General features: G+C 40.1%; 17 protein-coding genes. 11 read left to right on the forward strand and 6 right to left on the reverse strand.

Features of this window, described 5'->3' with window-relative positions; all coding sequences use genetic code 11:
• Window positions 1–197 precede the first annotated feature (197 nt).
• Window positions 198–725, forward strand: a complete 528-nt coding sequence (locus LC454_RS22215; RefSeq protein WP_223584644.1) for a hypothetical protein — start codon at window positions 198–200, stop codon at window positions 723–725.
• Between the two features lie 72 nt (window positions 726–797).
• Here the strand turns inward: LC454_RS22215 and LC454_RS22220 are convergent, their stop codons facing one another.
• Window positions 798–3,149 carry a BamA/TamA family outer membrane protein gene (locus tag LC454_RS22220; protein ID WP_223584645.1) on the reverse strand — a complete coding sequence of 784 codons (2,352 nt, stop codon included), beginning with the start codon at window positions 3,147–3,149 and terminating at the stop codon, window positions 798–800.
• 8 nt (window positions 3,150–3,157) lie between these two features.
• Between LC454_RS22220 and LC454_RS22225 the strand changes: the two genes are divergently transcribed.
• Window positions 3,158–3,907 carry a TrmH family RNA methyltransferase gene (locus LC454_RS22225; protein ID WP_223584646.1) on the forward strand — a complete coding sequence of 250 codons (750 nt, stop codon included), beginning with the start codon at window positions 3,158–3,160 and terminating at the stop codon, window positions 3,905–3,907.
• A gap of 22 nt (window positions 3,908–3,929) precedes the next feature.
• Here LC454_RS22225 and LC454_RS22230 read toward each other — a convergent pair whose 3' ends face one another.
• Window positions 3,930–4,313, reverse strand: a complete 384-nt coding sequence (locus tag LC454_RS22230) for a VOC family protein (protein ID WP_223584647.1) — start codon at window positions 4,311–4,313, stop codon at window positions 3,930–3,932.
• A gap of 263 nt (window positions 4,314–4,576) precedes the next feature.
• Here LC454_RS22230 and LC454_RS22235 point away from each other — a divergent pair, with 263 nt between their 5' ends.
• From LC454_RS22235 to LC454_RS22255, 5 genes are all read left to right on the forward strand, one after another.
• A complete protein-coding gene (locus LC454_RS22235; RefSeq protein WP_223584648.1) occupies window positions 4,577–5,740 on the forward strand; it encodes an MFS transporter in 1,164 nt (387 codons plus the stop codon).
• A 132-nt stretch (window positions 5,741–5,872) separates the two neighbouring features.
• A complete protein-coding gene (locus LC454_RS22240) occupies window positions 5,873–6,787 on the forward strand; it encodes a hypothetical protein (RefSeq protein WP_223584649.1) in 915 nt (304 codons plus the stop codon).
• Complete coding sequence (locus tag LC454_RS22245) at window positions 6,784–7,461, forward strand: ATP-binding cassette domain-containing protein (protein ID WP_223584650.1); 678 nt, start codon at window positions 6,784–6,786, stop codon at window positions 7,459–7,461. The genes LC454_RS22240 and LC454_RS22245 overlap by 4 nt, the downstream gene beginning before the upstream one ends.
• 111 nt (window positions 7,462–7,572) lie before the next feature.
• Complete coding sequence (locus tag LC454_RS22250) at window positions 7,573–8,037, forward strand: GNAT family N-acetyltransferase (protein ID WP_223584651.1); 465 nt, start codon at window positions 7,573–7,575, stop codon at window positions 8,035–8,037.
• Window positions 8,038–8,180: 143 nt separating this feature from the next.
• Complete coding sequence (locus tag LC454_RS22255) at window positions 8,181–10,913, forward strand: DNA gyrase/topoisomerase IV subunit A (RefSeq protein WP_223584652.1); 2,733 nt, start codon at window positions 8,181–8,183, stop codon at window positions 10,911–10,913.
• A gap of 188 nt (window positions 10,914–11,101) precedes the next feature.
• On the opposite strand, the gene msrA is transcribed toward LC454_RS22255, so the two are convergent.
• Window positions 11,102–11,617 (reverse strand): peptide-methionine (S)-S-oxide reductase MsrA, encoded by a 516-nt coding sequence (gene msrA, locus LC454_RS22260; protein ID WP_120259952.1) that lies wholly within the window; start codon window positions 11,615–11,617, stop codon window positions 11,102–11,104.
• Window positions 11,618–11,910: 293 nt separating this feature from the next.
• The gene (locus LC454_RS22265; RefSeq protein WP_223584653.1) at window positions 11,911–12,939 is read right to left on the reverse strand and encodes a N(4)-(beta-N-acetylglucosaminyl)-L-asparaginase; all 1,029 of its coding nucleotides are present in this window, start codon (window positions 12,937–12,939) and stop codon (window positions 11,911–11,913) included.
• Between the two features lie 533 nt (window positions 12,940–13,472).
• Between LC454_RS22265 and LC454_RS22270 the strand changes: the two genes are divergently transcribed.
• The 4 genes from LC454_RS22270 (at window position 13,473) to LC454_RS22285 (ending at window position 20,581) form a co-directional block, all read left to right on the forward strand.
• Entirely contained in the window at window positions 13,473–14,699 is a 1,227-nt protein-coding gene (locus LC454_RS22270; protein ID WP_223584654.1) for an NlpC/P60 family protein, read from the forward strand.
• Window positions 14,700–14,705: 6 nt separating this feature from the next.
• A complete protein-coding gene (locus LC454_RS22275) occupies window positions 14,706–15,761 on the forward strand; it encodes a dipeptide epimerase (protein WP_223584655.1) in 1,056 nt (351 codons plus the stop codon).
• Window positions 15,762–15,886: 125 nt separating this feature from the next.
• Window positions 15,887–19,093, forward strand: coding sequence for a SusC/RagA family TonB-linked outer membrane protein (locus LC454_RS22280; protein ID WP_223584656.1), 3,207 nt, complete (start codon window positions 15,887–15,889; stop codon window positions 19,091–19,093).
• An 18-nt stretch (window positions 19,094–19,111) separates the two neighbouring features.
• Window positions 19,112–20,581: a RagB/SusD family nutrient uptake outer membrane protein gene (locus LC454_RS22285; RefSeq protein WP_223584657.1), complete on the forward strand. Its 1,470-nt coding sequence runs from the start codon at window positions 19,112–19,114 to the stop codon at window positions 20,579–20,581.
• 160 nt (window positions 20,582–20,741) lie between these two features.
• Here the strand turns inward: LC454_RS22285 and LC454_RS22290 are convergent, their stop codons facing one another.
• A complete protein-coding gene (locus tag LC454_RS22290) occupies window positions 20,742–22,145 on the reverse strand; it encodes a M14 family zinc carboxypeptidase (RefSeq protein ID WP_223584658.1) in 1,404 nt (467 codons plus the stop codon).
• A gap of 1 nt (window position 22,146) precedes the next feature.
• Window positions 22,147–23,202, reverse strand: a complete 1,056-nt coding sequence (locus tag LC454_RS22295; protein ID WP_223584659.1) for an LD-carboxypeptidase — start codon at window positions 23,200–23,202, stop codon at window positions 22,147–22,149.
• Between the last annotated feature and the right edge of the window lie 5 nt (window positions 23,203–23,207).

A 23,207-nucleotide genomic window follows, 5' to 3' on the forward strand; every position in this document is an offset into this window, starting at 1 on the left:
TTTTCGATTAGAATCAGTACTCAAATAATTTAAGATTTCGAAAAGAAGATTAAAATTCCTAAAATTGCATTCTCATTTTGACTGGACTTGCTTTAACACATCCAGTATTAACTTATCTCCTTAGTAGATCTGGATATAAGGGAATAAGTCAGACCTGTTGTTACAGGTGAGTTAAAATTTAAAAGCATATAAATAAGATGAAAAAGGTTCTATTTTTTCTATTACTGATACCTTTCTGGGCAAGTGCTCAGGAGCAGAATATCCAAGACTTTGTAATAAAAGAGAATCTTTCGAAAAACGGAAAACTGGCGGTCGTCGCTTTGGATTCAATAGGCAATACCAATGAGACTATCAATGGAAACTACATGTTTACCATTAACGGTTTCTCTCAGGCGCTCCAATTTCACGATGGTGTAGCTGTTCCAAATCAAAAAATCGAATCGTCTACCTTTGTATTTTTTAATCACAAAAACCAAGAGAAATCTAAAGGTCGCCTGTTTTACATCTATAAGACTGATAATGGCCTTTCTCCTTTTGCCATCAGTGGATTGATGTTTTTGATCATCCCTGCTATTGTATTAGGTATCGCCTACATGTTTAAAAAAGTAATCATGACAGCCATTGCACTGGCAATCGTTTTCTTTATATTCAATCACTCACAAGGATTAGATTTAAGCAAGATCTTTGAGTCAATTTTCTCCAGCCTAAAGAATCTCTTAGGCTAGGGCTAGCATTCAATATCAGCACATCAAAGTCGTAATCTAGGTTAGTGAGCTTTTTATAAAAAATAGTGTTCCCTAGAACGGCATACCTATCCCAAAATTGTACTGTATAAAATTATAACGGTCCGGTTTATGGGTCTGATAATATTGCTCCTTAAATTCTTTTGAATCGAAGAAATTCTTGATGACCCATTGATTGCTTCCTGAAAACTGTGGGTCTTTTACCTTTAATCCTGCATCCAAACGGATCACAAAGTAATCTGAATCAAAGCGTAGTCCAAAACCGGTACCAATGGCTACCTGTCCCAAAAACTTGTTGAATTTAAATTCGCCGCCAGGATTTAAATCGTCATCTTTTTTTAGCCGCCAGACATTCCCCATATCAACGAACGTTGCTCCGTTCATCTTGGCCCCCAAAAAATTATTTAAGATGCGAAATCTATACTCAGCATTAGCCTCCAATTTAATCTCTCCCAACTGATCTAAATTCCTTAGATTCAGACGAAGATCTTCGCTCAAATTTTGCCTATTGTATGCGCCAGGGCCCAGGGTTCGTGCTTGCCAAGCCCGTATACCATTCATCCCTCCACTATAAAAACTCTTTTCAAATATCAGTAACTTCGAATTGTTACCATACGGAATTGCTATCCCCGGATTAAAACGGAAAACAAATTGTCTATTTCCGCCAAAGTTACGGTACAAACGATAATCAAATTCGGTTTTCGCATATTGCAAGAACGGTACTCCAAAGATTTTTTTCTCACCATCGGCATTTGCCGGTAGTTTAGCAATACTACTTATCAGATCCAACACATTACCACTGACGTCCACTGTTCCACGGAAATATTGAAAATCTTCCTTGCTCGTCAGCTTTTTCCCGTTCAGAATAAAGGTATATTGCGTTCCCAATCCGAAATATTGACGGTCATTGCTACGTACATACAATTGATACCCTTCCTGTTCGAGATTTTTTCGAAAATTTGAATCTAACCTCCCATCCCGATATTCCAATACTATCGGGGTAAAGCTATGATATTTGTTCTCTGTTTCATACCAGGAGTAATTCAGTGAAGTAATAAAATAGCGGTTGGAATAAGTACGATCCTGATCAAACAACTGAAGAGTCATCGAATATGTTGTTTTTGGTAAACCAAATTTCCCACCTGGATTAATATGGAAAGGTACCATGAGTCGTGGAATTACTAAATTGACACCCGCCTGAAAATCATTATTGAATATCTTACTCGAAAGCCCCCCTGCCAAACGAGGATCAAATAGCACACCATACCGCAACTTCACCTCCAATTGCTCAGAGCCACCAAAAATATTACGCTGTGAAAACGTATTTCCGATATTAAAACCACTCATCCCCGAGCTAAAAGTATACTCTCCTTCGATCTGGTTACCCATTCGTGGTCGCGGGACGAAATCATAATGAACATCGAGTTTATTGGAATCTTTTTTCACAAACTGCACTTTCACAGACCGAAAACCGTTCATCTCATAAAGCCGATCATAAGACTTATTTTCCTCGGCCAACGAATAATAATTCCCCGATCGTAGATACATATACCTTTCCAATGGTTTCCAACGAAAGCTATTTGTTTCATCCACAAAAAGAAGTCGTTTTGCAGAATCAGTTATACGGCGAGCTGGTTTCTTTGACATTGCCCCATAATTCCTAATAGTCATATATACACTATCAATTTGATACTTTTTATGTATCGTTGAATCACTGGGATTTTCTACATTTATTTTTAAATCGATCAAGTTTCCACTCAATGTAGAGTCAATACCGACACGCATATATTGCCTCAAGTAGTCATAATACCCATTGTTGCGCATAACAATATATAACTTTTCCCGTTCCTCCAGCAATTTGGCGGCATCATATTGTGTATTGGGCTTGACTTTAGTTTTTGGTAGGATATCCCGATCAAATAACCATTTGGCATCCCCATCTTCAAATTTACGTTCTATGTTCCTAATTTGATATGCATTTCCTTCATCGACGTTAAAATTGATATGCGCTCTTTTTTTGTTAACTGTAATCTCAGGACTGACTTTGGCATTAAAATATCCCTTAGTAAACAAAAAACGTCTGATCTGATTAGCGGAAAGGTCAACCATTGCTGAGTCAAGCAAATGAGGAGGTTCGCCTACATTTCGAATTTTCTTGGTCTTATAGCGTCCTTTTGTCGTATTGAAGGTGTTGTAAATAAATAGATTGACCCTAGAATTAGGTTTTATCTGATTGGATATATAGGTTTCGGAAGACTCTTTCAATGCTGGTGAAACGCCGGAAATCTGTATTTTTGTAACCAGGGCTTGGTCGTCGCCTATATATTTTGAAGATCGGCAAGATGCAAAAAATAGCGTCAAAAGCATTATACTTGCAAATCCGATAAAACGAGGGTACTTAATCATCAATAAAAATGTTGTCAAAAGCGCAAATCAGTCTAATAACGTCTCTACAAAACAAAAAGTATAGAAAACAACATGGCTTATTCATCGTTGAGGGCATAAAGTCCGTCAAGGAATTTATCTCATCGAGCTACCAGGTTGAATCCATTTTCTATACAGACGACGCAAACACAAAAGTGGGTAAAATCTCGCATAATATAAAATCCCATGAACTGACGGAGGCTGAATTCCAAAAGATTAGTACCCTAAAATCTCCTCAGGGTGTTCTTGCCCTGGTGAAACTTCCGAAACAACAACAGATCGAAGTAAGTGATCTAAGAAATTGCTACAATATCGTATTGGATGATGTACAAGATCCCGGTAATTTGGGAACTATCATTCGCACAGCGGAATGGTTTGGGATCAAACATATCATTTGCTCCATTGGCACAGTAGATGCTTATAATCCAAAAGTCGTGCAGGCCACAATGGGCTCATTGGCAAGAATACAGGTTCATTATGTAGATCTGCATGAACTTATCTCTTCAACAGATCTACCGGTTTATGGCGCACTGCTCAATGGGCAATCCATTTACCAGACCGAATGGAGTACAGAAGGATTGATCGTCATGGGAAATGAAGGCAATGGTATTAGTGAAGAAATTATAACATTAATAGATCAAGCAGTGACCATACCCCGTATCGGCCAAGCGGAATCCCTGAATGTTGCGGTAGCAACAACGATATTTTGCAGTGAGATAGCCCGGCAGCAGCTGGTTTAGCAAATTTATTTCCAAAAGCGCCCTACAACCGTTGATGAAGTCCGATCCGATTTCCTTCAGAATCCTCTATTTCAGCGACTGCAAAGCCCAGCTCTTTATGAAAGGTCGCAGGATATAATATCCTTGCGCCAGCTTTTTCTGCCTTTTTTAAGGTCTCTTCCATATTTTCAGTATGCAAATAAAGCAGTACCCCCTGATGCGTAGGTTGATAGATTTCCCCTTTTGCCAGCGCACCGTTAATCCCCGACAGCTTTTCCTCAAAAGAGAAATAAGCCATCTGAATTCCATCAAATTCTTCCTGATCAAAGGTAAAGGCAAACAACTCACTGTAAAAATGAACTGCCCGCTCCATATTTAGTACAGGAATCTCAAAATAGACCCCTGGATTTCTTTTTTCATTTGACATACGACCAATTGGAGGTTTCTTAATGTTCAGTCAATAAAAGAGTTTTCTATCGCTGGCGAAGATCAAATATACAAATTTGTGTCAAGTGGATTTCCGGATGATTATTTTCATGTTACCATTGAAAGGATTTTAAAAATTTTGAACAAAAGAAAAAGTTTAATCGTTTCAAAAGCTGTACATTTGACCTACTCTTCAAAAAGTACAGGTATCTTCCACGGTATCGCATACTTGAAGAAATATTCATGCACGACAATTGTTTTAAAATGCCATCTGAACAGAAATCCATCTATACGCTTCAATTTATTTTACTCTGCCTGAGCTCACTCCTATTCTCCTCGAGTTTCAACATGATTATTCCAGAGCTCCCTAATTACCTGAGTAGTTTGGGTGGGGCTGAATACAAGGGGCTGATCATCGCATTATTTACATTGACTGCCGGAATTTCAAGACCTTTCAGCGGTAAGCTGACCGATCGCTGGGGCCGTGTACCCGTCATGGCCATCGGATCCATCGTCTGTTTTATCTGTGGTTTTCTTTATCCGATCTTAACTTCCGTCGCGGGCTTTCTGTTTCTTCGGTTGATACATGGATTCTCGACCGGTTTTAAACCTACATCTACCTCAGCTTATGTTGCGGATCTTGTTCCCCAAAAAAGATGGGGCGAAGCCTTGGGAATGCATGGGCTTGCATTCAGTGTCGGCACCGCAGTAGGCCCAGCAATAGGAAGCGCTATTTTTGACGCTTTTGGGATAAATGTCATGTTTTACTCCTCTTCCTTCATGGCTTTATTATCAATCCTCATCGTCATCAATATGAAGGAAACTTTGGTCAAAAAGGAAAAATTCAACCTTTCCATGCTGAAAATAGACCGAAAGGATATCATTGAATGGCGTGCACTTCCTGCTGGAATAGTTACATTTCTATCCTATACGGCATACGGAGTAATCCTGACCCTTATACCAGATTGGAGTGAACACCTAGGCCTTAAAAATAAAGGTCTTTTTTTCCTGGCATTTACGATCGCATCCGTCATGATACGCTTTGTTTCGGGTAAGGTATCCGATCGCTATGGAAGGCCAAAAGTTATTATTACAGGCATAGTGATTATTGCCATTGCTTTGGTGGTGATTGGTTTTGGGGATAGCTTTATCGGCATGATGATTGGAGCGAGCATCTACGGTATTGGCACCGGTATATTATCTCCCGCAGTTAACGCCTGGACTATTGATCTAAGTATCCCTGAACATCGCGGCAAAGCGGTCGCCACCATGTATATTTCACTCGAAGCGGGAATTGGCCTTGGAGCGCTCCTCGCTGGATTATATTATGCCGATGTTATTCTTCGCATTCCGCAAATTATGTATGCAAATGCCGTCGTACTAGTGATCGCTTTACTCTATATGCTAAATTGGCAAAGAAAATCTTAGTTTTAGATATGAAATTGATTTTTATAAATCGAGAAAAAGTTTACAATGAGTAGCACAAATACAAATCATCTGATCTATAGCTATTATAATTAACAGACGATAGCATCATGACTATTTATAAACAGATAGCAAATGATAAACAATTATTTAAAGCTTCAATATAAATTGTTGACACGCCATTTTAAGGCGACTGGTCTTCCAATAGTGGTTGCGCCACTTTTGTTACTGGGAGCCGGTTATCTGGTCTATTACCTTCTGCTACAGTATCCTGTTTTTGGGAGCTATGCCCTGCTGCTGAGCAACTTCCAATTACTCTTTCTCATGACCGAAAAAAACAGGAACGATTTTCTAAAAAATACCTTTAGTAAAAAGGATTTTTACACGATCAGACTACTGGAAAATGGCATCGTCATTTTGCCAACGCTTACTATTTTTATATTTCGAGGGCTATGGTTATATGGCGTCACGCTAATTGTGCTAGCTATTATATTTGCTTTTTTGGTCTTTAAAACTTTTGGTAAATCCCTTCCAACTCCATTCGCAAAGAAACCATTTGAATTTATTATCGGGTTCCGAAGGAGCTACCTGCTGATTCTCGTTTTGTATATGCTAGCAGCAATTGGTTTCTATGTAACTAACCACAACCTCGTTCTATTTTGCGTAGCCGGTATTACACTAAGCTGTGTATTTTATTACCAGCTACCAGAACCCGTACTTTATCTTTGGAACAGTAGAGAAACACCGACCAGATTCCTCCTGGGTAAATTTAGACGTGGAATACTGCAATGCCTTTTATGTGTTTTCCCGCTTCTACTGATATATGCCGTTATTTTTTCATCCGAATGGTTTAATGCGTTAATTGTTTTGGGCGGTATACTATTCCTGCTCCCTTTTGCTATTACCTTAAAATATGTCGCTTATCCGCGAGAGATCAATTTCCCGGAGGGCTTTGCACTGGCATTATGTTTCAGCTTCTATCCACTGATATTGGCATTATTACCTTTCTATTACTTGAAAGCCCTCAAAAATCTAAAAAACTATTTATGATCGAGCTTATTCATATCAGTAAATCCTTTGGTCAGCATCAGGTCTTGCACGAGGTCACCTTTAATTTTGAAGATGGAAAGGTCTACGGTATTGTAGGCGAAAACGGTGCGGGAAAAACAACATTATTTCGTTGTATTGCAGGCCTAGAAACAGCTTCAGGGCAGATCAATGCGAACTTAGAGCCACTTAAGAACCATCTGGGTTATCTGACATCAGATCCGTATTTCTTGTCAAAACTGACCGGTGAAGAGTATATCTACCTCCTTACCGATGCCCGTGGGAAAAGCATTAAAAAGCTCGATGAAAGAAATATCTTCGAATTACCATTAAAAGAGTATGCAAGTTCCTATTCTACAGGGATGAAAAAGAAACTGGCGCTGACAGCAACCCTGCTTCAGGACAACAGTTTCTACATTCTGGATGAACCTTTTAATGGAATAGATCTACAAAGCAGTATTATCCTAACCGAAATTATACTGCGTCTTAAAGCTATGAACAAAACCATCCTGATCTCATCGCATATATTTTCGACATTAAAGGATACCTGTGATGAGATCTTGGTCCTTGAAGAAGGCCGGATTAGCAAATCTGTCAAAAAAGAACAGTTTGGTGATTTTGAAGAAGAAATGAAGGAAAAAATATTAAAAAAAGATATCGATAAACTCTGGCTTTGAAGCCCTGTAAACCCAAAACAAATAAGATGGAAAAATATCTACCCACATTAGAAACCGAACGTCTAATCATCCGTCCGATAAGCATGGAGGATAAGGACTATTTTTTTGCTAATGGATTCGCAGCCTGAGGTACATACCTTTCTCAATAAAGAGCCTGTTCAATCCATCGAAGATATGGAAAAAGCGATCGCTCTCATTCAGCAACAATATGAAAAATATGGTATTGGCCGACTGGGAGTCGTTGAAAAATCAAGCAATCAATGGATCGGCTGGACGGGATTTAAATATATTGATGAATTGGAAAATGGACGTATCGGATTCCTGGACCTCGGCTATCGTTTCAGGATTGAATCCTGGGGCAAAGGATATGCTACTGAAGCGGCATTAGCTTGTATGCAGTATTATCGTGAGCATCTGACTCATTTCGAGCTCCATGCCATCACCCATACCGAAAACGAAGGATCAAGACATGTATTGGAAAAAGTAGGTTTTCAGGTCACCGAAGAGTTTCATTTCGACCGTTGGGATATTCGTTGTTTTTGGTATGATCTGGTCGAAGAGGCTAAATCAAACTAATTATGTTAGCTTTAAAAACTAATTTTTTTAACTTTTCATAGTTTCACTGGGATAAAACAAAATGGTTTTGTATTTTTACACGTTCGAATAAAATAAAATTTTGAACATTTCTGTATTGTACAATTTAATCTATTGCTGAGTAAATGAGTGACGAAACAAACTTCCCAACGGAAGATAACCAAGAAGAATTAGGATCAGGAAAAACAGAGGGCGGAAGTCAGACAATACCTTTATCTGGACTGTACGAGAACTGGTTTTTGGATTATGCGTCCTATGTTATCTTGGATAGAGCTGTACCCCATATAAATGACGGCTTGAAACCCGTACAACGTCGTATTCTCCATTCCCTAAAGGAAATGGATGACGGACGATATAATAAGGCCGCCAACGTTATTGGTAATACCATGAAGTACCACCCGCATGGAGATGCTTCCATTGGAGATGCCATGGTACAACTGGGACAAAAAGATCTATTGATTGACTGCCAAGGTAACTGGGGTTTCCCTATTACTGGCGATTCGGCGGCGGCACCACGTTATATTGAGGGACGACTTTCTAAATTTGCAAATGAAGTTGTCTTCAATCCCGAAACGACGGAATGGCAACAGAGTTACGATGGACGTAACCGTGAGCCAGTCACTTTACCTGTTAAATTCCCATTGCTTCTGGCGCAGGGAGCCGAAGGTATTGCTGTAGGTTTAGCGACCAAGATTATGCCGCACAACTTTATTGAACTCATTGATGGCTCAATTCAGGTACTGAACGGCGAACGCCCGAATATTCTTCCAGATTTTCCCACAGGTGGTATGGCCGATGTGTCCAACTACAACGAAGGTCAACGTGGCGGAAAGATCCGTGTGCGCGCTAAAATCGAGGAGCGGGATAAAAAAACTTTAGCAATTACCGAGATTCCTTTTGGTACCACCACTGGTGGACTTATCGAAAGTGTTGTCACCGCGAATGAAAAAGGTAAAATCAAAATCAAGAAAATCGAAGATAACACGGCTGGAAATGTTGAAATCATCGTGCATTTAGCGCCGGGAATATCTCCCGATGTTACGATCGATGCGCTGTATGCATTCACGGCTTGTGAGGTTTCTATTTCGCCAAATACTTGTGTCATAAAGGATGAAAAACCTCATTTTATGAGTGTCAATGACATCTTGATTGAAAACACAAAAAACACAAAAGACCTATTGAAGCGGGAACTGGAGATCCGTTTAAATGATCTACAGGAAAAAATCTTCTTCAATAGCTTACTAAAGATATTCATCCAAGAAGGGATGTACAAACATGCCGATTATGAAAATGCCGGTGACTTTGACACAGTAGTGCAGGTTTTAAATCGATTGTTTGAGCCATTCTTTGATCAGTTTTATCGTGAAATTCTTCCTGAGGACTATAAGAAATTGATCGATAAACCAATGAGTAGCATTACGCGTTTCGACGTAAAAAAATCGGACGAAACGATGAAGACGCTCGAAAATGAGATCAAAGAAGTTAAGCGTCATTTACGTCAGTTGACCGAATATGCCATTGCCTGGTATGAAAAACTGCGTGAAAAATACAGCAAAGATCGTGAGCGCAAAACAGAATTACGCATCTTTGATAAGGTTGAGGCAACGCAAGTTGCACTAGCCAACGCCAAACTATATGTCAATCGTGAAGAAGGTTTCATCGGTTCAGGAATGAAGAAAGATGAGTTCGTATGCGATTGCTCGGATATTGACGATATCATTGTATTCCGCGAAGATGGCAAATATGTCGTCAGCAAAATCCAAGACAAAGTATTTGTAGGAAAAGGGATTATTCATGTGGCAGTCTTCAAAAAAGGTGACGAACGTACCATATACAATGTCATCTATAAAGAAGGCGAAACTGGTACAAGTTATATCAAACGTTTTTCTGTTGTTGGCGTTACCCGTGACAAGGAATACGACGTATCCAAAGGATCTAAAGGATCAAAAGTTTTGTATTTCACTGCTAATCCAAACGGCGAAGCAGAAGTTGTCAATATACAGCTCAAACCGCACACGAAATTACGAAAATTGAATTTCGATATGGATTTCGCTGAAATTGCCATTAAAGGTCGTGCATCCCAAGGAAATATTGTCTCCAAATATCCGGTTAAGAAAATCGCCTTCAAAAGCTCAGGTATTTCAACACTCGCAGGACGAAAAATTTGGTATGACACCATTATGAAACGCTTAAATGCGGATGAACGTGGTCAGTATTTAGGAGAATTTGATGGTGATGATAAAATATTGGTTGTGCTTTCCGATGGTAGCTACGAGTTATCGAACTTCGATTTGAGCAACCACTTTGATGAGAAAATGATCCGTATTGAGAAATTCTATCCGGAACATGTTTATACCGTAGTACATCAAGATGGTAAGAGCGGCACCTATTTCGTCAAACGTTTTAAATTTGATGACCAGCCTATTGGTAAACGCATTTCGTTTATCAATGAAGAACCCGGTTCAAAACTAGTTCTAATGAGCAATGCGGCTGAACCTACAGTCAAATTAGATATTCTAAAAGGTAAATCACAAACGGAAGAAACACTGGAACAACCGTTGACCGAGATTATTGACATAAAGGGTATAAAAGCACAAGGCAACCGTCTGTCCTTCCATACCGTAAAATCTGTCACTTTGATCACAGCTGATGAAGATCTAAGTGAAAAAGGAAAGGAGAAAGCAGAAGTCGCTTCAGAAGGTGGCGAAACGAAATCCGGAGAGACCAAGTCCAGTGCAGCAACTGATGAAATATCAGCGGATGCCACTAAGGATAAAAAAGAAGATGACATCAAATTAGAGATCACTAATCCTGATGACATCCAAATTGATGACAAGGGGCAAATGGAAATGTTTTAACAGCATTTTTCAATAAATAATCCGCATAAGAAAAGGCTCGAACATCATATTCGAGCCTTTTATATTATTATTGATCGAAGGTAGTTTTCAAAGGTCACCAAGGCCTTGTTTCAATCCTCTTCCCCCTCTAGTTAAATAGCCCACAATCAATTCGCTGCGCCTGACATAAAGCTCCTGATATAAAGCTTTTAAGCTTTAAATTCTTTTAGAAATTTTTGGAGTTTCGGCGCAATGACCACCGAACAGAACGGGTTCTCTGGATGATCATTAAAATAATTATGATGATAATTTTCAGCAAGCCAAAATGTTGATGCCGGTTCAACCGCCGTTACAATTGGATCTTCATAGACATCCTCGTTTTCCAACTCATCAATAAAGTTTTTTGCTAAAATTTCCTGTTCTTCATTGTGATAGAAGACCACAGAACGATACTGCGTACCTACATCATTACCCTGACGGTTTAATGTTGTCGGATTATGTGTCTTAAAGAAAATTTTCAACAGATCCTCATAATTGACCAACTCATCATCATACTCCAACTCCACCACTTCTACGTGATCTGTTGTACCTGTACAGACCTGCTCATAAGTAGGATGGTCTATATGACCTCCCATATATCCAGGCAATACGGATGTCACTCCTTCAGTATTTTGGAAAATCACTTCCGTACACCAAAAACATCCACCTCCAAATGTTGCTTTCATATTTTTATAGTATTTAGTAATGAGTATTGAGAATTTAGACTTTAATTTTAAAAGCCTTTGGCATGCTCGTTATATTATTTTTTTTCTTCCACAACGCTCATGCAAAGATAATCATTATTCAATTTAATACTCAAACCTAAACGTGTATTCTATATTTAGTAGTGCGTATTGATTAGTAAGTATTTAGACTTTTCTTTTATAAGCCCTTGACATACTTGCTGTCCTATTTTTTCCAGTCTTTGATCCTTTGTCTCCAATCACCTAACTCACATCTAATATCTCACATCTAAATATTAATAATAATGTTTTCCTTTGATCAATAGATCTTGCTGTTTGCTGTCGCAAACGGCGTAAGAGAATCCCTCCTGCAATGCAAAAGCTCCATACTCTCCTTTTTTATTGATCGCCAAAAATCCAACTTGTATCTCTTTGGCAATTGCGGGCTTTTTCTTCACGATACGCATCACGGCTTCCTTGCAGGCATCTTCAGGCGAATAACCCTGGCGCATTAACTCAACCACCAAAAAACTACCAACATTTCGAATAACTTCTTCACCGACACCAGTCGAAGTAGCCCCTCCAACTTCATTATCCACATAGAGTCCAGCTCCGATAATCGGACTATCCCCTACCCGGCCATGCATCTTAAATGCCATTCCGCTGGTCGTACAGGCTCCGGAGATATTTCCGTTGGCATCCAAGGCTAACATACCTATGGTATCGTGATTGTATTGATTGCCTGGTAGGCGCTCCGCAGCAAAAGTTTTATTTTCGATATTAACGACTGGCTTGTATTTCTTTTCCTTTAACCATTCTTTCCAAGCTTTCTCCCCTTCTGGCGTCAATAAATTCTCTTCTTGAAAACCATTTTCCAATGCAAATTGCAATGCACCTTCACCAACAAGCATGACATGTGGCGTTTTCTCCATCACTAGACGGGCCACGGAGATCGGATGACCTATTTTTTCCATACCAGCCACAGCGCCACAATTACCATCAGCATCCATAATACAGGCATCTAGGGTCACATGACCATCACGATCCGGATACCCCCCTTTTCCTACAGTCATATTCTTCAAATCCGCTTCGGGTACACGTACACCCTGCTCGACAGCGTCAAGTGCTTTTCCACCTTTCGACAGTATCTCCCATGCTGCTTTATTTGCCGCTATCCCAAAATCCCATGTCGATATCACGATAGGATATTTCTTCACCTCGACACTAGATGCAATCGTCAACCCTTTTGTATCGAATACACTCAAGGTACCTATAGCCGTAGCAGCCATAAAACCTTGCTTAATAAAATTACGTCTAGAACTCATATGTAAATTATTTATCTTTTAACACCCTGTTTCATTTGAGTAGCCTCTACCGTCCAAACATGGATATACTACTTTTTGATTCTCATGAGCAGAATAATGCATCCATAACGATTGATTCTAAGATGCTCCTACCTCCTATTGGATCATCGTAACAATTGCATGATAAAACCGCACAATTATGCTTGCAATCCAACGTAATCGGGGACAAGAATATCTTCTTTTTTTACCCTATTATCACCCCAACCCGAAAATACCAAAAACTTGACAATTTCTTTTTTTAGCATGCTTATTGGTCCCAAAGAGGACCTCAATCGCTCTCTGACTTATCTTCAGACAGAGAATCACCAAAAAAAAGCTGATTTCGCTATCAATAAGCAATAATACAAAATGGTTTTAGCAAATAGACAAATTAATTAAAATTAGGCCTAAAGATTCGTTTTTTAGCAACATAATATTCAAATCACTTAAAAATCGACAATAAACATTGATTTATATTGTGAATTAATCCTATCTTTAGGAACAAACTAATCAGCATGAAAAACACACTAAAATTCGCCATTTTAGCATGTGCAAGTCTTATTGGCACAAGTCATGGCCATGCACAGCAGGTAGATTCCACAACATATTTCAAAATCAAAGAATTGCAAGAAAACGTAAAACGTGAATTTGCACCAGATCGCAGAACGAAAATTGTGGCTATTCAAAAAGCGGATATCCCACAAAATCAATATATCCTCGAGACAACCGAAAAAGATGCGAAGTTCGTACTCGAACAGAAAGCGAAAGAAATATCCGCTAATATCCAAATCCAACTATTGCCTGATGCAAGTGTCGAAGGTAAAACTAACGGCGTAATAAGACTTTCGGTTGCCAACATGCGTACCGATCCGAATAATGCCGCAGAATTGACAAGTCAGGTCTTACTGGGCACACAAGTAGATTTATTGCAGAAAAAAAGTGGTGAATACCGTGTACGAACACCCGACGGGTATATCGCATGGGTACCTAGCTCTTCAATAGTTGTAATGGATAAAACTGAAATTGACAGCTGGAGGCAAACGGACAAGCTGATCTACACCAATGAATTTGGCAAATCCTATTCCGAAGCCGATGAGAAGAGCCAGCGGGTATCGGATTTAGTTTATGGCGACATCTTAAAATTAACGGGACAGAAAGGCAACTTTTATACGATTGCTTACCCCGATGGCCGAAAAGGATATATCAAGAAATCTGAAAGTCTAACCTTAAAAAACTGGTTGGATACACGTACCCCTACCGCCGACAATATTATTGCAAGCGCAAAAACGATGCTGGGACTGCCTTATCTATGGGGTGGAACATCCGTTAAAGGAGTCGATTGCAGTGGTTTTACCAAGACAAGTTTCTTTATGAATGGTTTTGTCATCCCCAGAGATGCATCGCAACAGGTACTGGCCGGCGAGAAGATAGACATTCTGGACAATGAGGGGCATTTTGATGCGAGTAAAGCACTCAAAAACCTTAAACCAGCAGATTTATTATTCTTTGCTGCAGGTAAAAATAGTAATCCCAACGCTCGGGTAACCCATGTGGCCCTTTATATTGGTAAGGGCACCTTTATTCACGCTGCAGGCTTAGTTCGTATAAACAGCATGCTAAAAGATTCGCCAGATTACGACGACTTCCAGACACGTACTGTGGTAGCAGCCCGCCGTTACCTTGGAGCCAAGGATAGTGCAATTCAAAAAATCGCTGAAAACAATTATTACACCAACAAATAAATCAAGATGAGCAACCAATCTGAATGGATCAGCAAAGACTTTGGGGCTTTTAAATTACGGTTCCGTCCATATACGTTAACATTGCGGCATGTTTTCACCGTTGCTTCCTACAGCCGAAGTACAACACCTGTTGTATTGACCGAACTGGAGTACGATGGTATTGTAGGTTATGGGGAGGCCAGCATGCCACCATACCTTGGTGAATCACAGGAAAGTGTTATCGCTTTTTTAAATCAAATTGATCTATCCGCATTCAACTCCCCTTTCCAAACCGAAGAGATCTTACACTATATAGATCAAGTAGCAACAAAAAATACTGCAGCAAAAGCAGCTGTCGATATCGCATTGCACGACGTGCTTGGTAAGATTATGGGCCAGCCGTTTTATAAAATCTGGGGATTAAACCCCGATCTTATTCCACCGACTTCCTACACCATCGGCATCGATACGGAGGATATGATTCGTAAAAAGGTTGCTGAAGCAGATCAATTTAAGATCCTAAAAGTAAAATTGGGGCTGGATACCGATAAGATGATCATTGACACCATTCGTCAGGTCACAGACCGTCCCTTATGTGCAGATGTCAATCAAGGTTGGAAAACGCGGGAAGAGGCGCTGGAAATGGCTCATTGGCTCGCTGAGCGGAATGTTTCTTTCCTTGAACAACCCATGCCCAAAGAACAGATTGATGATAATGCCTGGCTGACTGAACATAGTCCAATACCGACAATTGCGGATGAGGGCTGTCAACGGTTGGTTGATGTGCCTGCGCTAAAAGGAGTTTACAGTGGTATCAACATCAAACTGATGAAATGTACAGGCATGCGTGAAGCCAAACGAATGGCCGAACTTGCACGTTCTCTCGAAATGAAAGTAATGATCGGTTGCATGACTGAAACCTCATGTGCCATCAGCGCTGCAGCACAATTAGCACCATTGACCGACTGGGCAGATCTAGATGGGGCACTACTGATCGATAATGATATCTACGACGGGATGACAGTAGTCAACGGAAACTGCATCTTGCCGGATCGCCCTGGAATTGGAATTTTAAGAAAATAACATTATATTCAATGCAATGTTTTTTGTCTTAAAGAAAAACATTGCATTGAATCGCTATCGGAGTTGTAACCAATAGCCAATTTTACCAAGATATTAACAAACTAAATTAATCAATTCACACTTTTATGAAACAACATGTGCTCACAACGTTGTGTCTCATAGCCTGTAGTTCGATGCAGTCACTATACGCGCAACAGATTCAGATTGCTGGAAAAATCACCGACAGCAATGGAAATCCCATCAGTGGAGTTACCATAAATGTCAAAGGATCCAGCCAAGGAACATCAACCAACGAACAAGGCTTATTCATGCTCAATGCAAATTCGAATGCCACACTAATCCTATCTGCTGTTGGCTATAATGCGCAGGAGGTTCAGGTTAATGGCCGAAAAGCCATCAGCATTACACTCGTCAGTAACGAACAAGCCTTAGATGAAGTTATTGTCGTTGCCTATGGTACAGCAAAAAAAAGCACCTATACAGGCTCGGCTGCACAGGTAAAATCTGATGCAATAGATAAACAACCGGTCACATCCTTTGAAAAAGCATTAACTGGACGTGTCGCTGGTTTGCAATTATCAAATGGATCAGGTCAAGCGGGAGCTACATCGGCCATACGTATCCGAGGAATTGGATCAATGAACGCATCCAATGACCCACTATATGTGATCGACGGTGTCCCAGTTATCTCCGGAAGTGTTGGGCAAATGGGCGATTACATCGTCAATACAAACAATGTAATGAGTACATTGAATCCAAGTGATATCGAATCCATCTCTGTACTGAAAGATGCTGCTGCATCCTCCTTGTATGGATCTCGGGCAGCTAATGGAGTAATCATCATTACAACAAAAAGGGGAAAAAATGGCGAGCCTAAGATCAATGTTAAATCCTCAATCGGCATAAGCCCATCTTGGGCCACAAAAAATAATGAACCTGCATCTGTCCAAGATCAAATCAATATGCTCTATAGCATCTTATATGATTCTCGGATAGCATCAGGCCAGACAGCAGAGCAAGCAAACAAGAATACGCTCAACCGCCTGAATTCATTGGAATGGAATCCCAATTCTGCAAATTATGGCAAACCAAATCCTGCCTATGGATTTGGTATCCATGGCTACCAATTCAGTACCGATGGCATATCACAATGGGAGAATGTCCATATTTCCGGAAAAACTGACGGAATGGAAAACAGGGACGGAAAATACTACGATTGGAATAAAGCATTATTTAGAACAGGTATATTTAACACCAACGATATATCGGTCAGTGGAGCAACGGAGAAGACAAACTACTATGCATCGTTGAACTATACACAAGATAAAAGCAGGGTTATTGAAAATAATTTTGACCGCATTAATGGAAGGGTCAATTTGACACAGAAAATCGGAAAATACCTAGAATTTGGATCCAATATCAACTACGCAAAGAACAAATTAATTGGCATGAACGATACGCGAAATACAGGAACAAATTACCTGTATCAAACGCGCAATCTTTTATGGCAGATGTATTGGCCAACTGATTATAAAACAGGCAAAGAATACACTGCCCGCTATGGAAGTCTAGCTTATAACCCATTATACTACAACAAAGAATGGGAGAACTCATCAAAAACGAGCAAAATTTCTGCCATAGAATCCTTGACTCTAAAGCTCTTACCAGAGCTAACCCTGAAAACGATTTTCTCTTACGATAATACAGAAGTTAAAGACCATATTTACTACAGTGCCAAACATTATAATGGTATGGCAGACAATGGTCGTGTCACCGAAGTTTCTACATCCATCGAGAAATTAGTCTCATCAACAACTGCCAATTATAACAAAAGCTTCGGTCTGCACAATTTGAATTTATTGGCAGGTTTCGAGGCTGAAAAAAACACCACAGATTTTATTCGTGCCACAGGTAAAGATCTTCCCTCTTCATCACTTCATACGGTCGCTACTGCTGGTATTTTGGACGCTTCGGCATACTCATGGGGCAACAATATGATGTCCATTTTATCCAGAGCTGAATATAACTTTGATGAGCGGTATTTTGCATCAGCTTCTTTTAGGAGAGACGGCTCGTCACGATTAGGACCAAACCCACGCTGGGACAATTTCTGGTCGGTCGCAGCCTCTTGGAATCTAGCAAAAGAATCTTTTATGAAGGACATTGAACAAATCAATAGTCTGAGATTTAGAGGTTCTTATGGAACTAACGGAACTTTGCCTACCGATCTTTTCGCTTGGAGAAACTTGACCAGTTATTCCAATAAATATATGACGCAACCTGGCGGTGGATTAAATAACCTAGGTAATCCGGACGTCGCTTGGGAACTAAATTACCAGACCAATATCGCTTTGGAATTCGGGTTATTTAACAACAAACTCTTTGGTACACTCGAATATTTCAATAGGGATTCAAAAAGTCTGCTACAGGATGTTCCGATATCTACAATCACGGGTTTTAAGTCTATCCTGAGAAACGTAGGTGAGATGAACAACAAAGGATTAGAAATAGAACTGGGCTCCGATATTGTGAAAAATGAAAATTGGAAATGGACTTTAAGTGCTAATGCGACTTTTATTTCATCGAACGTGACAAAACTATACGGCGGACAGGATATTGTCTGGTTTGACCCTACCGGTGGAGATAATAGGGCAAGGTACGTATACCGTGAAGGTGAATCAGCGTTATCTTTCTTTGGACTGGAATGGGCCGGCACGGACCAAACCAATGGAAAAAATGTATGGTATACCAATGATGGCACCACAGGTGAATTTATGTTTAATGGGAAAGCTGCAACTTATAATTATAAAAATGCAAAGCAGACAATTATTGGAAATGCCAATCCCAAATTATATGGTGGTATAAATTCGGATATTGACTATAAAAACTTTTCATTGGGATTGAACTTTGCTTACAAGATAGGCGGCAAACTATATGATGCTACATCAAAAGATGTCGCAGATGATGGTTATTATTGGGAACGAATACATTCAGAATACTTCGTTGAAGACTCTTGGTCACCATCCAACACAGGGGGAACTTATCCCATGGTAACTGGTAGAGATCTAGAAGATGTCAACCAGATCAGCAGTAGACAATTATTTGACGCCTCCTATATCAGACTAAAAAATATCTCCCTAAGCTATAGATTACCAAATACATTATTGAGTCGAGCCGGAATTTCAAATGCTAGACTATATTTTAATGGCAGTAATTTGCTCACGCTTTCCAAGTATAAATACATGGATCCTGAGGTGAATCAATTTGGTACCCGCGGTTGGGAAACACCACTGGCAAAAACATACACTTTTGGTGTTGAATTTAGTTTTTAATGGACAAAAAACAGTAATATGAAAAAGCTTTTTATCGCCTCGTGCATATCTATATCTTTAGCAATTAGCTCCTGCAGTAATTTTCTGGATGTCACTCCTACAAACATGGGAGATTCCAATACATCTATACAAACTGCAGCCGATGCAAAAGTTATTATGAATGGACTAATGAGCAAAATGGCAAATGTTGATTATTATGGTAGAAATTTCCCACTTTATGCGGATGTAAAAGGTGGGGACTTTACGATCGCCTCGCAAGGACGTGGTTACGATTACTTATACGTATTTAATCATTCTGCATCATCAAATCCCTATGCTAACATTTGGATCCAAGGATTCCACTCACTGGTGCAAATTAATAATCTCCTTGCAAATATAGATAAACTGGTCAACGCCGGTTCAACGGAAGATTTTGCTTCCTATAAAGGGCAAGCATTAACAGCTAGAGCATTAATTAATTTTGATCTAGTGAGATTATATGGCAAGCCATATAATATGGATAAGTCATCCTTGGGTATTCCCAATGTAACCAAAGTACTTGAATACAACGCACAGGAAAAACGCGTCTCTGTCGATGAAAATTATAAGCAGATTCTGCAAGATCTTAAAGATTCAGAAAGCTTATTATCTAAATCAAAGGCAAACGGATATATTAACTATTTCGCGAATAAAGCATTGCAAGCACGTGTCTATCTTTACATGAACGATTATGACAATGCGCTAAAAGCTGCTCAGGAGATAATCGACTCCAAAGTGTACACCTTGTACAGCAATGCTGACTGGGTAAAATCCTGGACTAGTATGTTTGGTACAGAATCAATTTTTGAACTTGGTGTCTATCCCAATGAAGCCGATGCGGGTGTAAATTCTCTTGGGGCAATGTTTCGTAGGAAAGGACATGGAAGTGCTGCTATTTTGGGGAATTTTATCGCTGCAGACCCATTCCTAACGAAACTTAAAACTGACGACACTGATGTGAGATGGGGAGTAATGGGATCTGATGAGGTCGGTAGCACACATCTGGGCGCTTTGTACAAGTATAGTGGAAGCACTACCCTTGCCGGAGACAAAAATTCACCAGCAAATAGTACTGCCGTGAATATCAAAGTCATTCGCCTTTCAGAAGTGTACCTCATCGCTGCTGAATCCGCTTTACTGAAACCATCTCCAGACAAAAGCCTTGCAGCAACCTATTTGAATGCTATTCGTCAAAGATCTCCAAAACTGGATGCCGCAACCTCCAATACAGTTACTTTGGATATGATAGCTGACGAAAGAAGCAAAGAGCTCTTAGGTGAAGGCCACCGATTCTTCGATATGATGCGCTGGAATAAGTCGATCACATTTGACGATGATCTCGGTAATATAAGTACCACTAATAGACCAAAGACTATAGACCGAACTTTTTTCAAAACGATTCTTCCAATTTCTTTGGATGAAATGAATGCGAATCCGGCTATCGCAAATCAACAAAACCCGAGTTACTAGGTAATTAAACGAACAATAAGCGGAGCTGTCTAGGTTGGACAGCCCGTTTATTATTTAATCTTACTCATATCCAGTACAGTTTCTTTCCAAATACTTAATTCCCAAAGGAGCGGGTATTTTTTAGACAGCTTCTTTTTTGAATGAAAAAATAATTCTATTTTTATAAAATACCATTTTTGAAATTCTCTCCCATTTCTTCCTTTAAATCAATCAAGTACCCGTTGATCACCGCATATCGTATTTCGCTTTTAGATCCGATAAAAAAGTCAGCATGATCCCCTATAATGGGCCTCACTGCACCTTGAAAATTAGCACCCTTCATGATCTGAATCGGAAAAGTATGAACCTTTACACCCTCCATCGTATCAGAAACCATTATCGCCGCAAAGCCCTGCTTCAATAAATCAACGATAATCGGCAAAGTTAATTCCGCCAGTGAAAATACCCTGTCCGAATACAATTTTGCGGGAATAAATTGGAGTTCTTCAACATCAAGGTCGGTATATCCATAGAAATCCCTCAGATCGCCTATATCTTCGATTACCCCCTCCACATAATAATCATCTGCTACAGTTTTTTCATTTTGCCGAATAGCCACATCCACGAGCATCTTCTTACCATTTTTTTCGATAGATAGGTTTCGGATCAGAGCATCATGAAGCTTTTCATCGTTAAAAGGAATCGCGTTGTAATCAGCAATATCGTGTACCGAATAAGATCCCGAAGCGATTTCCTGAAAGGCTTTCAACAATGCAATGAAATTATATTTTCGAACTTCCAGTTTCTCCGGATCGCCGGCATAGGCTCCTGATTCAATTAGAATGGTACTGGCACCCCATTTTTGAAAATTGTCCCCGAAACCACGTGGGGTATGCTCATCATCATATTTTGCGACAGCATTCGGGATAAATTCCTGTAGTATCTTGTTTATTCCCACGATTACCCGCATGGCATCCGCCCTAACCGTATTAACACTTCTCGCATAGTCGTATGCTGGGGCCAGCAAGGAAATTGTTACCGGGGTGGCGGTACCGGGGATATTGTAATAATTATTCTGATTATGGAGATTAAAAGCAAAATCTGGTTTTAGTAACATCGCTTGCGCTTTCAACAGAGCCCCTTCCACGGTAGCAACTGCACGTGCATCGCGATTCATGTCCACATCCATCGCCGTTCTCCGCTGATAACGTTCTGCGCCATCGGGATTCAACATCGGAATAAAATATAAAGTCAGTTTCTCCGCTATTTCCTTTCGAAAGGTATCAAAACCGTCCCTCTCCCCATTAAAAAAATTAAACAGGTCAAGGAGCGCCATTGTAGCTGTAGGCTCGTCACCATGCATCTGCGACCACAACAGTACCTTTATCGGTCCTTGCCCATATCTCAACCTAAAGATTGAACGATATTCTACTGATCTTCCTATCTCCTCCACCGTAAGTTGCTTATGGATTTTATTATTTTCCAATAAGGGCAAAATATCCCGATGTTTAAATCGTCTATGCTGCAAAGCCTTTTCTTCATATAAAGAAAAGGCTTTGATAAAATCGTCTTTCACTAAATTCATGTTAATCTTTTAAGGCTGCCTCAAGTAAGGTAATCGTTCCTTGCGATGCATCCATTCTCACCTTTGCACCCACAGGAAGGATAAATTGCTCTGCAATATGCCCAATGACAGCACCGCTATAAGCAGGCACGTTTAAAGGCTTAATATAATCATTGAATAGCTGATCCAACGTCACAGAGCCATAACCTCCCGACGGTTTACAATTGGTGCATTTCCCAAAAACAAAACCTTTGATCCCTGCCAATATCCCTGCATTTTTCAACTGGCAAAACATCCGATCAACGCGTTCCATATCTTCATCGACCTCCTCAATAAAAAGTATCTTATCTTTAAACTCTGGTAGATAAGTAGTCCCACATAAGCCAGTCAATACGGTCATATTCCCGCCCAGCAACACTCCCTCCGCAACACCTGGGGAGATTGTGGCTATCCGGTCTTTAGTCTGTACAATATTATCCCCCTTCAATTTGGGGTTTTCAAATACCGCAGGCTTATTGGCAACAAATTGTGTATTAAAGGCCTCTGCGAGCTTCTTTGTCCATGTGCTTATACCAACCGCACCATGGAAAGTAACAAGTCCAGTTTTCGCGTACAGGGCAAGAATTAAAGCCGTTATATCAGAATACCCCAACAAAATCTTAGGATTTTGAGCAATCATCTGATAATCAAGTCGGTCTAAGAGCCGGGAAGTTCCCGAACCTCCCCTTATGCAGACTATTGCTTTGACAGCCTTATCAGCAAACATATCATGTATATCAGCAATACGTTCCTGATCTGTCCCCGCCAAATTACCGTAACGGCTACGGATATGTTTTCCCTCCTTCACTTTAAAACCCAATGTTTCAAAGATCTCGCGTGCGATAATGATCGATTCCTCATCGTCCAATACACCTGCTGGAGTTATCAACCCTATAGTATGCCCTGGGTATAACTTCTTTGCCAGCAAAGTAGCCGCCCCTGCAAACTCCGCTGCGATTGCTTTAGCGCGCCCAGCTCCCAATACCGGAATGGCCAATGTGCCCAAAGCAATTGATTTAATAAAAGCTCTTTTTTCCATATTAT

It is taken from the genome of Sphingobacterium sp. GVS05A, assembly GCF_019969845.1.
GTDB lineage: Bacteria > Bacteroidota > Bacteroidia > Sphingobacteriales > Sphingobacteriaceae > Sphingobacterium.

Excerpts from the sequence above, each read along its gene's own strand:
- LC454_RS22215 (WP_223584644.1), top strand. The coding sequence starts at position 198 with ATGAAAAAGGTTCTATTTTTTCTATTACTGATACCTTTCTGGGCAAGT.
- LC454_RS22220 (WP_223584645.1), bottom strand. The coding sequence starts at position 3,149 with ATGATTAAGTACCCTCGTTTTATCGGATTTGCAAGTATAATGCTTTTG.
- LC454_RS22225 (WP_223584646.1), top strand. The coding sequence starts at position 3,158 with ATGTTGTCAAAAGCGCAAATCAGTCTAATAACGTCTCTACAAAACAAA.
- LC454_RS22230 (WP_223584647.1), bottom strand. The coding sequence starts at position 4,313 with ATGTCAAATGAAAAAAGAAATCCAGGGGTCTATTTTGAGATTCCTGTA.
- LC454_RS22235 (WP_223584648.1), top strand. The coding sequence starts at position 4,577 with ATGCCATCTGAACAGAAATCCATCTATACGCTTCAATTTATTTTACTC.
- LC454_RS22240 (WP_223584649.1), top strand. The coding sequence starts at position 5,873 with ATGATAAACAATTATTTAAAGCTTCAATATAAATTGTTGACACGCCAT.
- LC454_RS22245 (WP_223584650.1), top strand. The coding sequence starts at position 6,784 with ATGATCGAGCTTATTCATATCAGTAAATCCTTTGGTCAGCATCAGGTC.
- LC454_RS22250 (WP_223584651.1), top strand. The coding sequence starts at position 7,573 with ATGGATTCGCAGCCTGAGGTACATACCTTTCTCAATAAAGAGCCTGTT.
- LC454_RS22255 (WP_223584652.1), top strand. The coding sequence starts at position 8,181 with ATGAGTGACGAAACAAACTTCCCAACGGAAGATAACCAAGAAGAATTA.
- msrA (WP_120259952.1), bottom strand. The coding sequence starts at position 11,617 with ATGAAAGCAACATTTGGAGGTGGATGTTTTTGGTGTACGGAAGTGATT.
- LC454_RS22265 (WP_223584653.1), bottom strand. The coding sequence starts at position 12,939 with ATGAGTTCTAGACGTAATTTTATTAAGCAAGGTTTTATGGCTGCTACG.
- LC454_RS22270 (WP_223584654.1), top strand. The coding sequence starts at position 13,473 with ATGAAAAACACACTAAAATTCGCCATTTTAGCATGTGCAAGTCTTATT.
- LC454_RS22275 (WP_223584655.1), top strand. The coding sequence starts at position 14,706 with ATGAGCAACCAATCTGAATGGATCAGCAAAGACTTTGGGGCTTTTAAA.
- LC454_RS22280 (WP_223584656.1), top strand. The coding sequence starts at position 15,887 with ATGAAACAACATGTGCTCACAACGTTGTGTCTCATAGCCTGTAGTTCG.
- LC454_RS22285 (WP_223584657.1), top strand. The coding sequence starts at position 19,112 with ATGAAAAAGCTTTTTATCGCCTCGTGCATATCTATATCTTTAGCAATT.
- LC454_RS22290 (WP_223584658.1), bottom strand. The coding sequence starts at position 22,145 with ATGAATTTAGTGAAAGACGATTTTATCAAAGCCTTTTCTTTATATGAA.
- LC454_RS22295 (WP_223584659.1), bottom strand. The coding sequence starts at position 23,202 with ATGGAAAAAAGAGCTTTTATTAAATCAATTGCTTTGGGCACATTGGCC.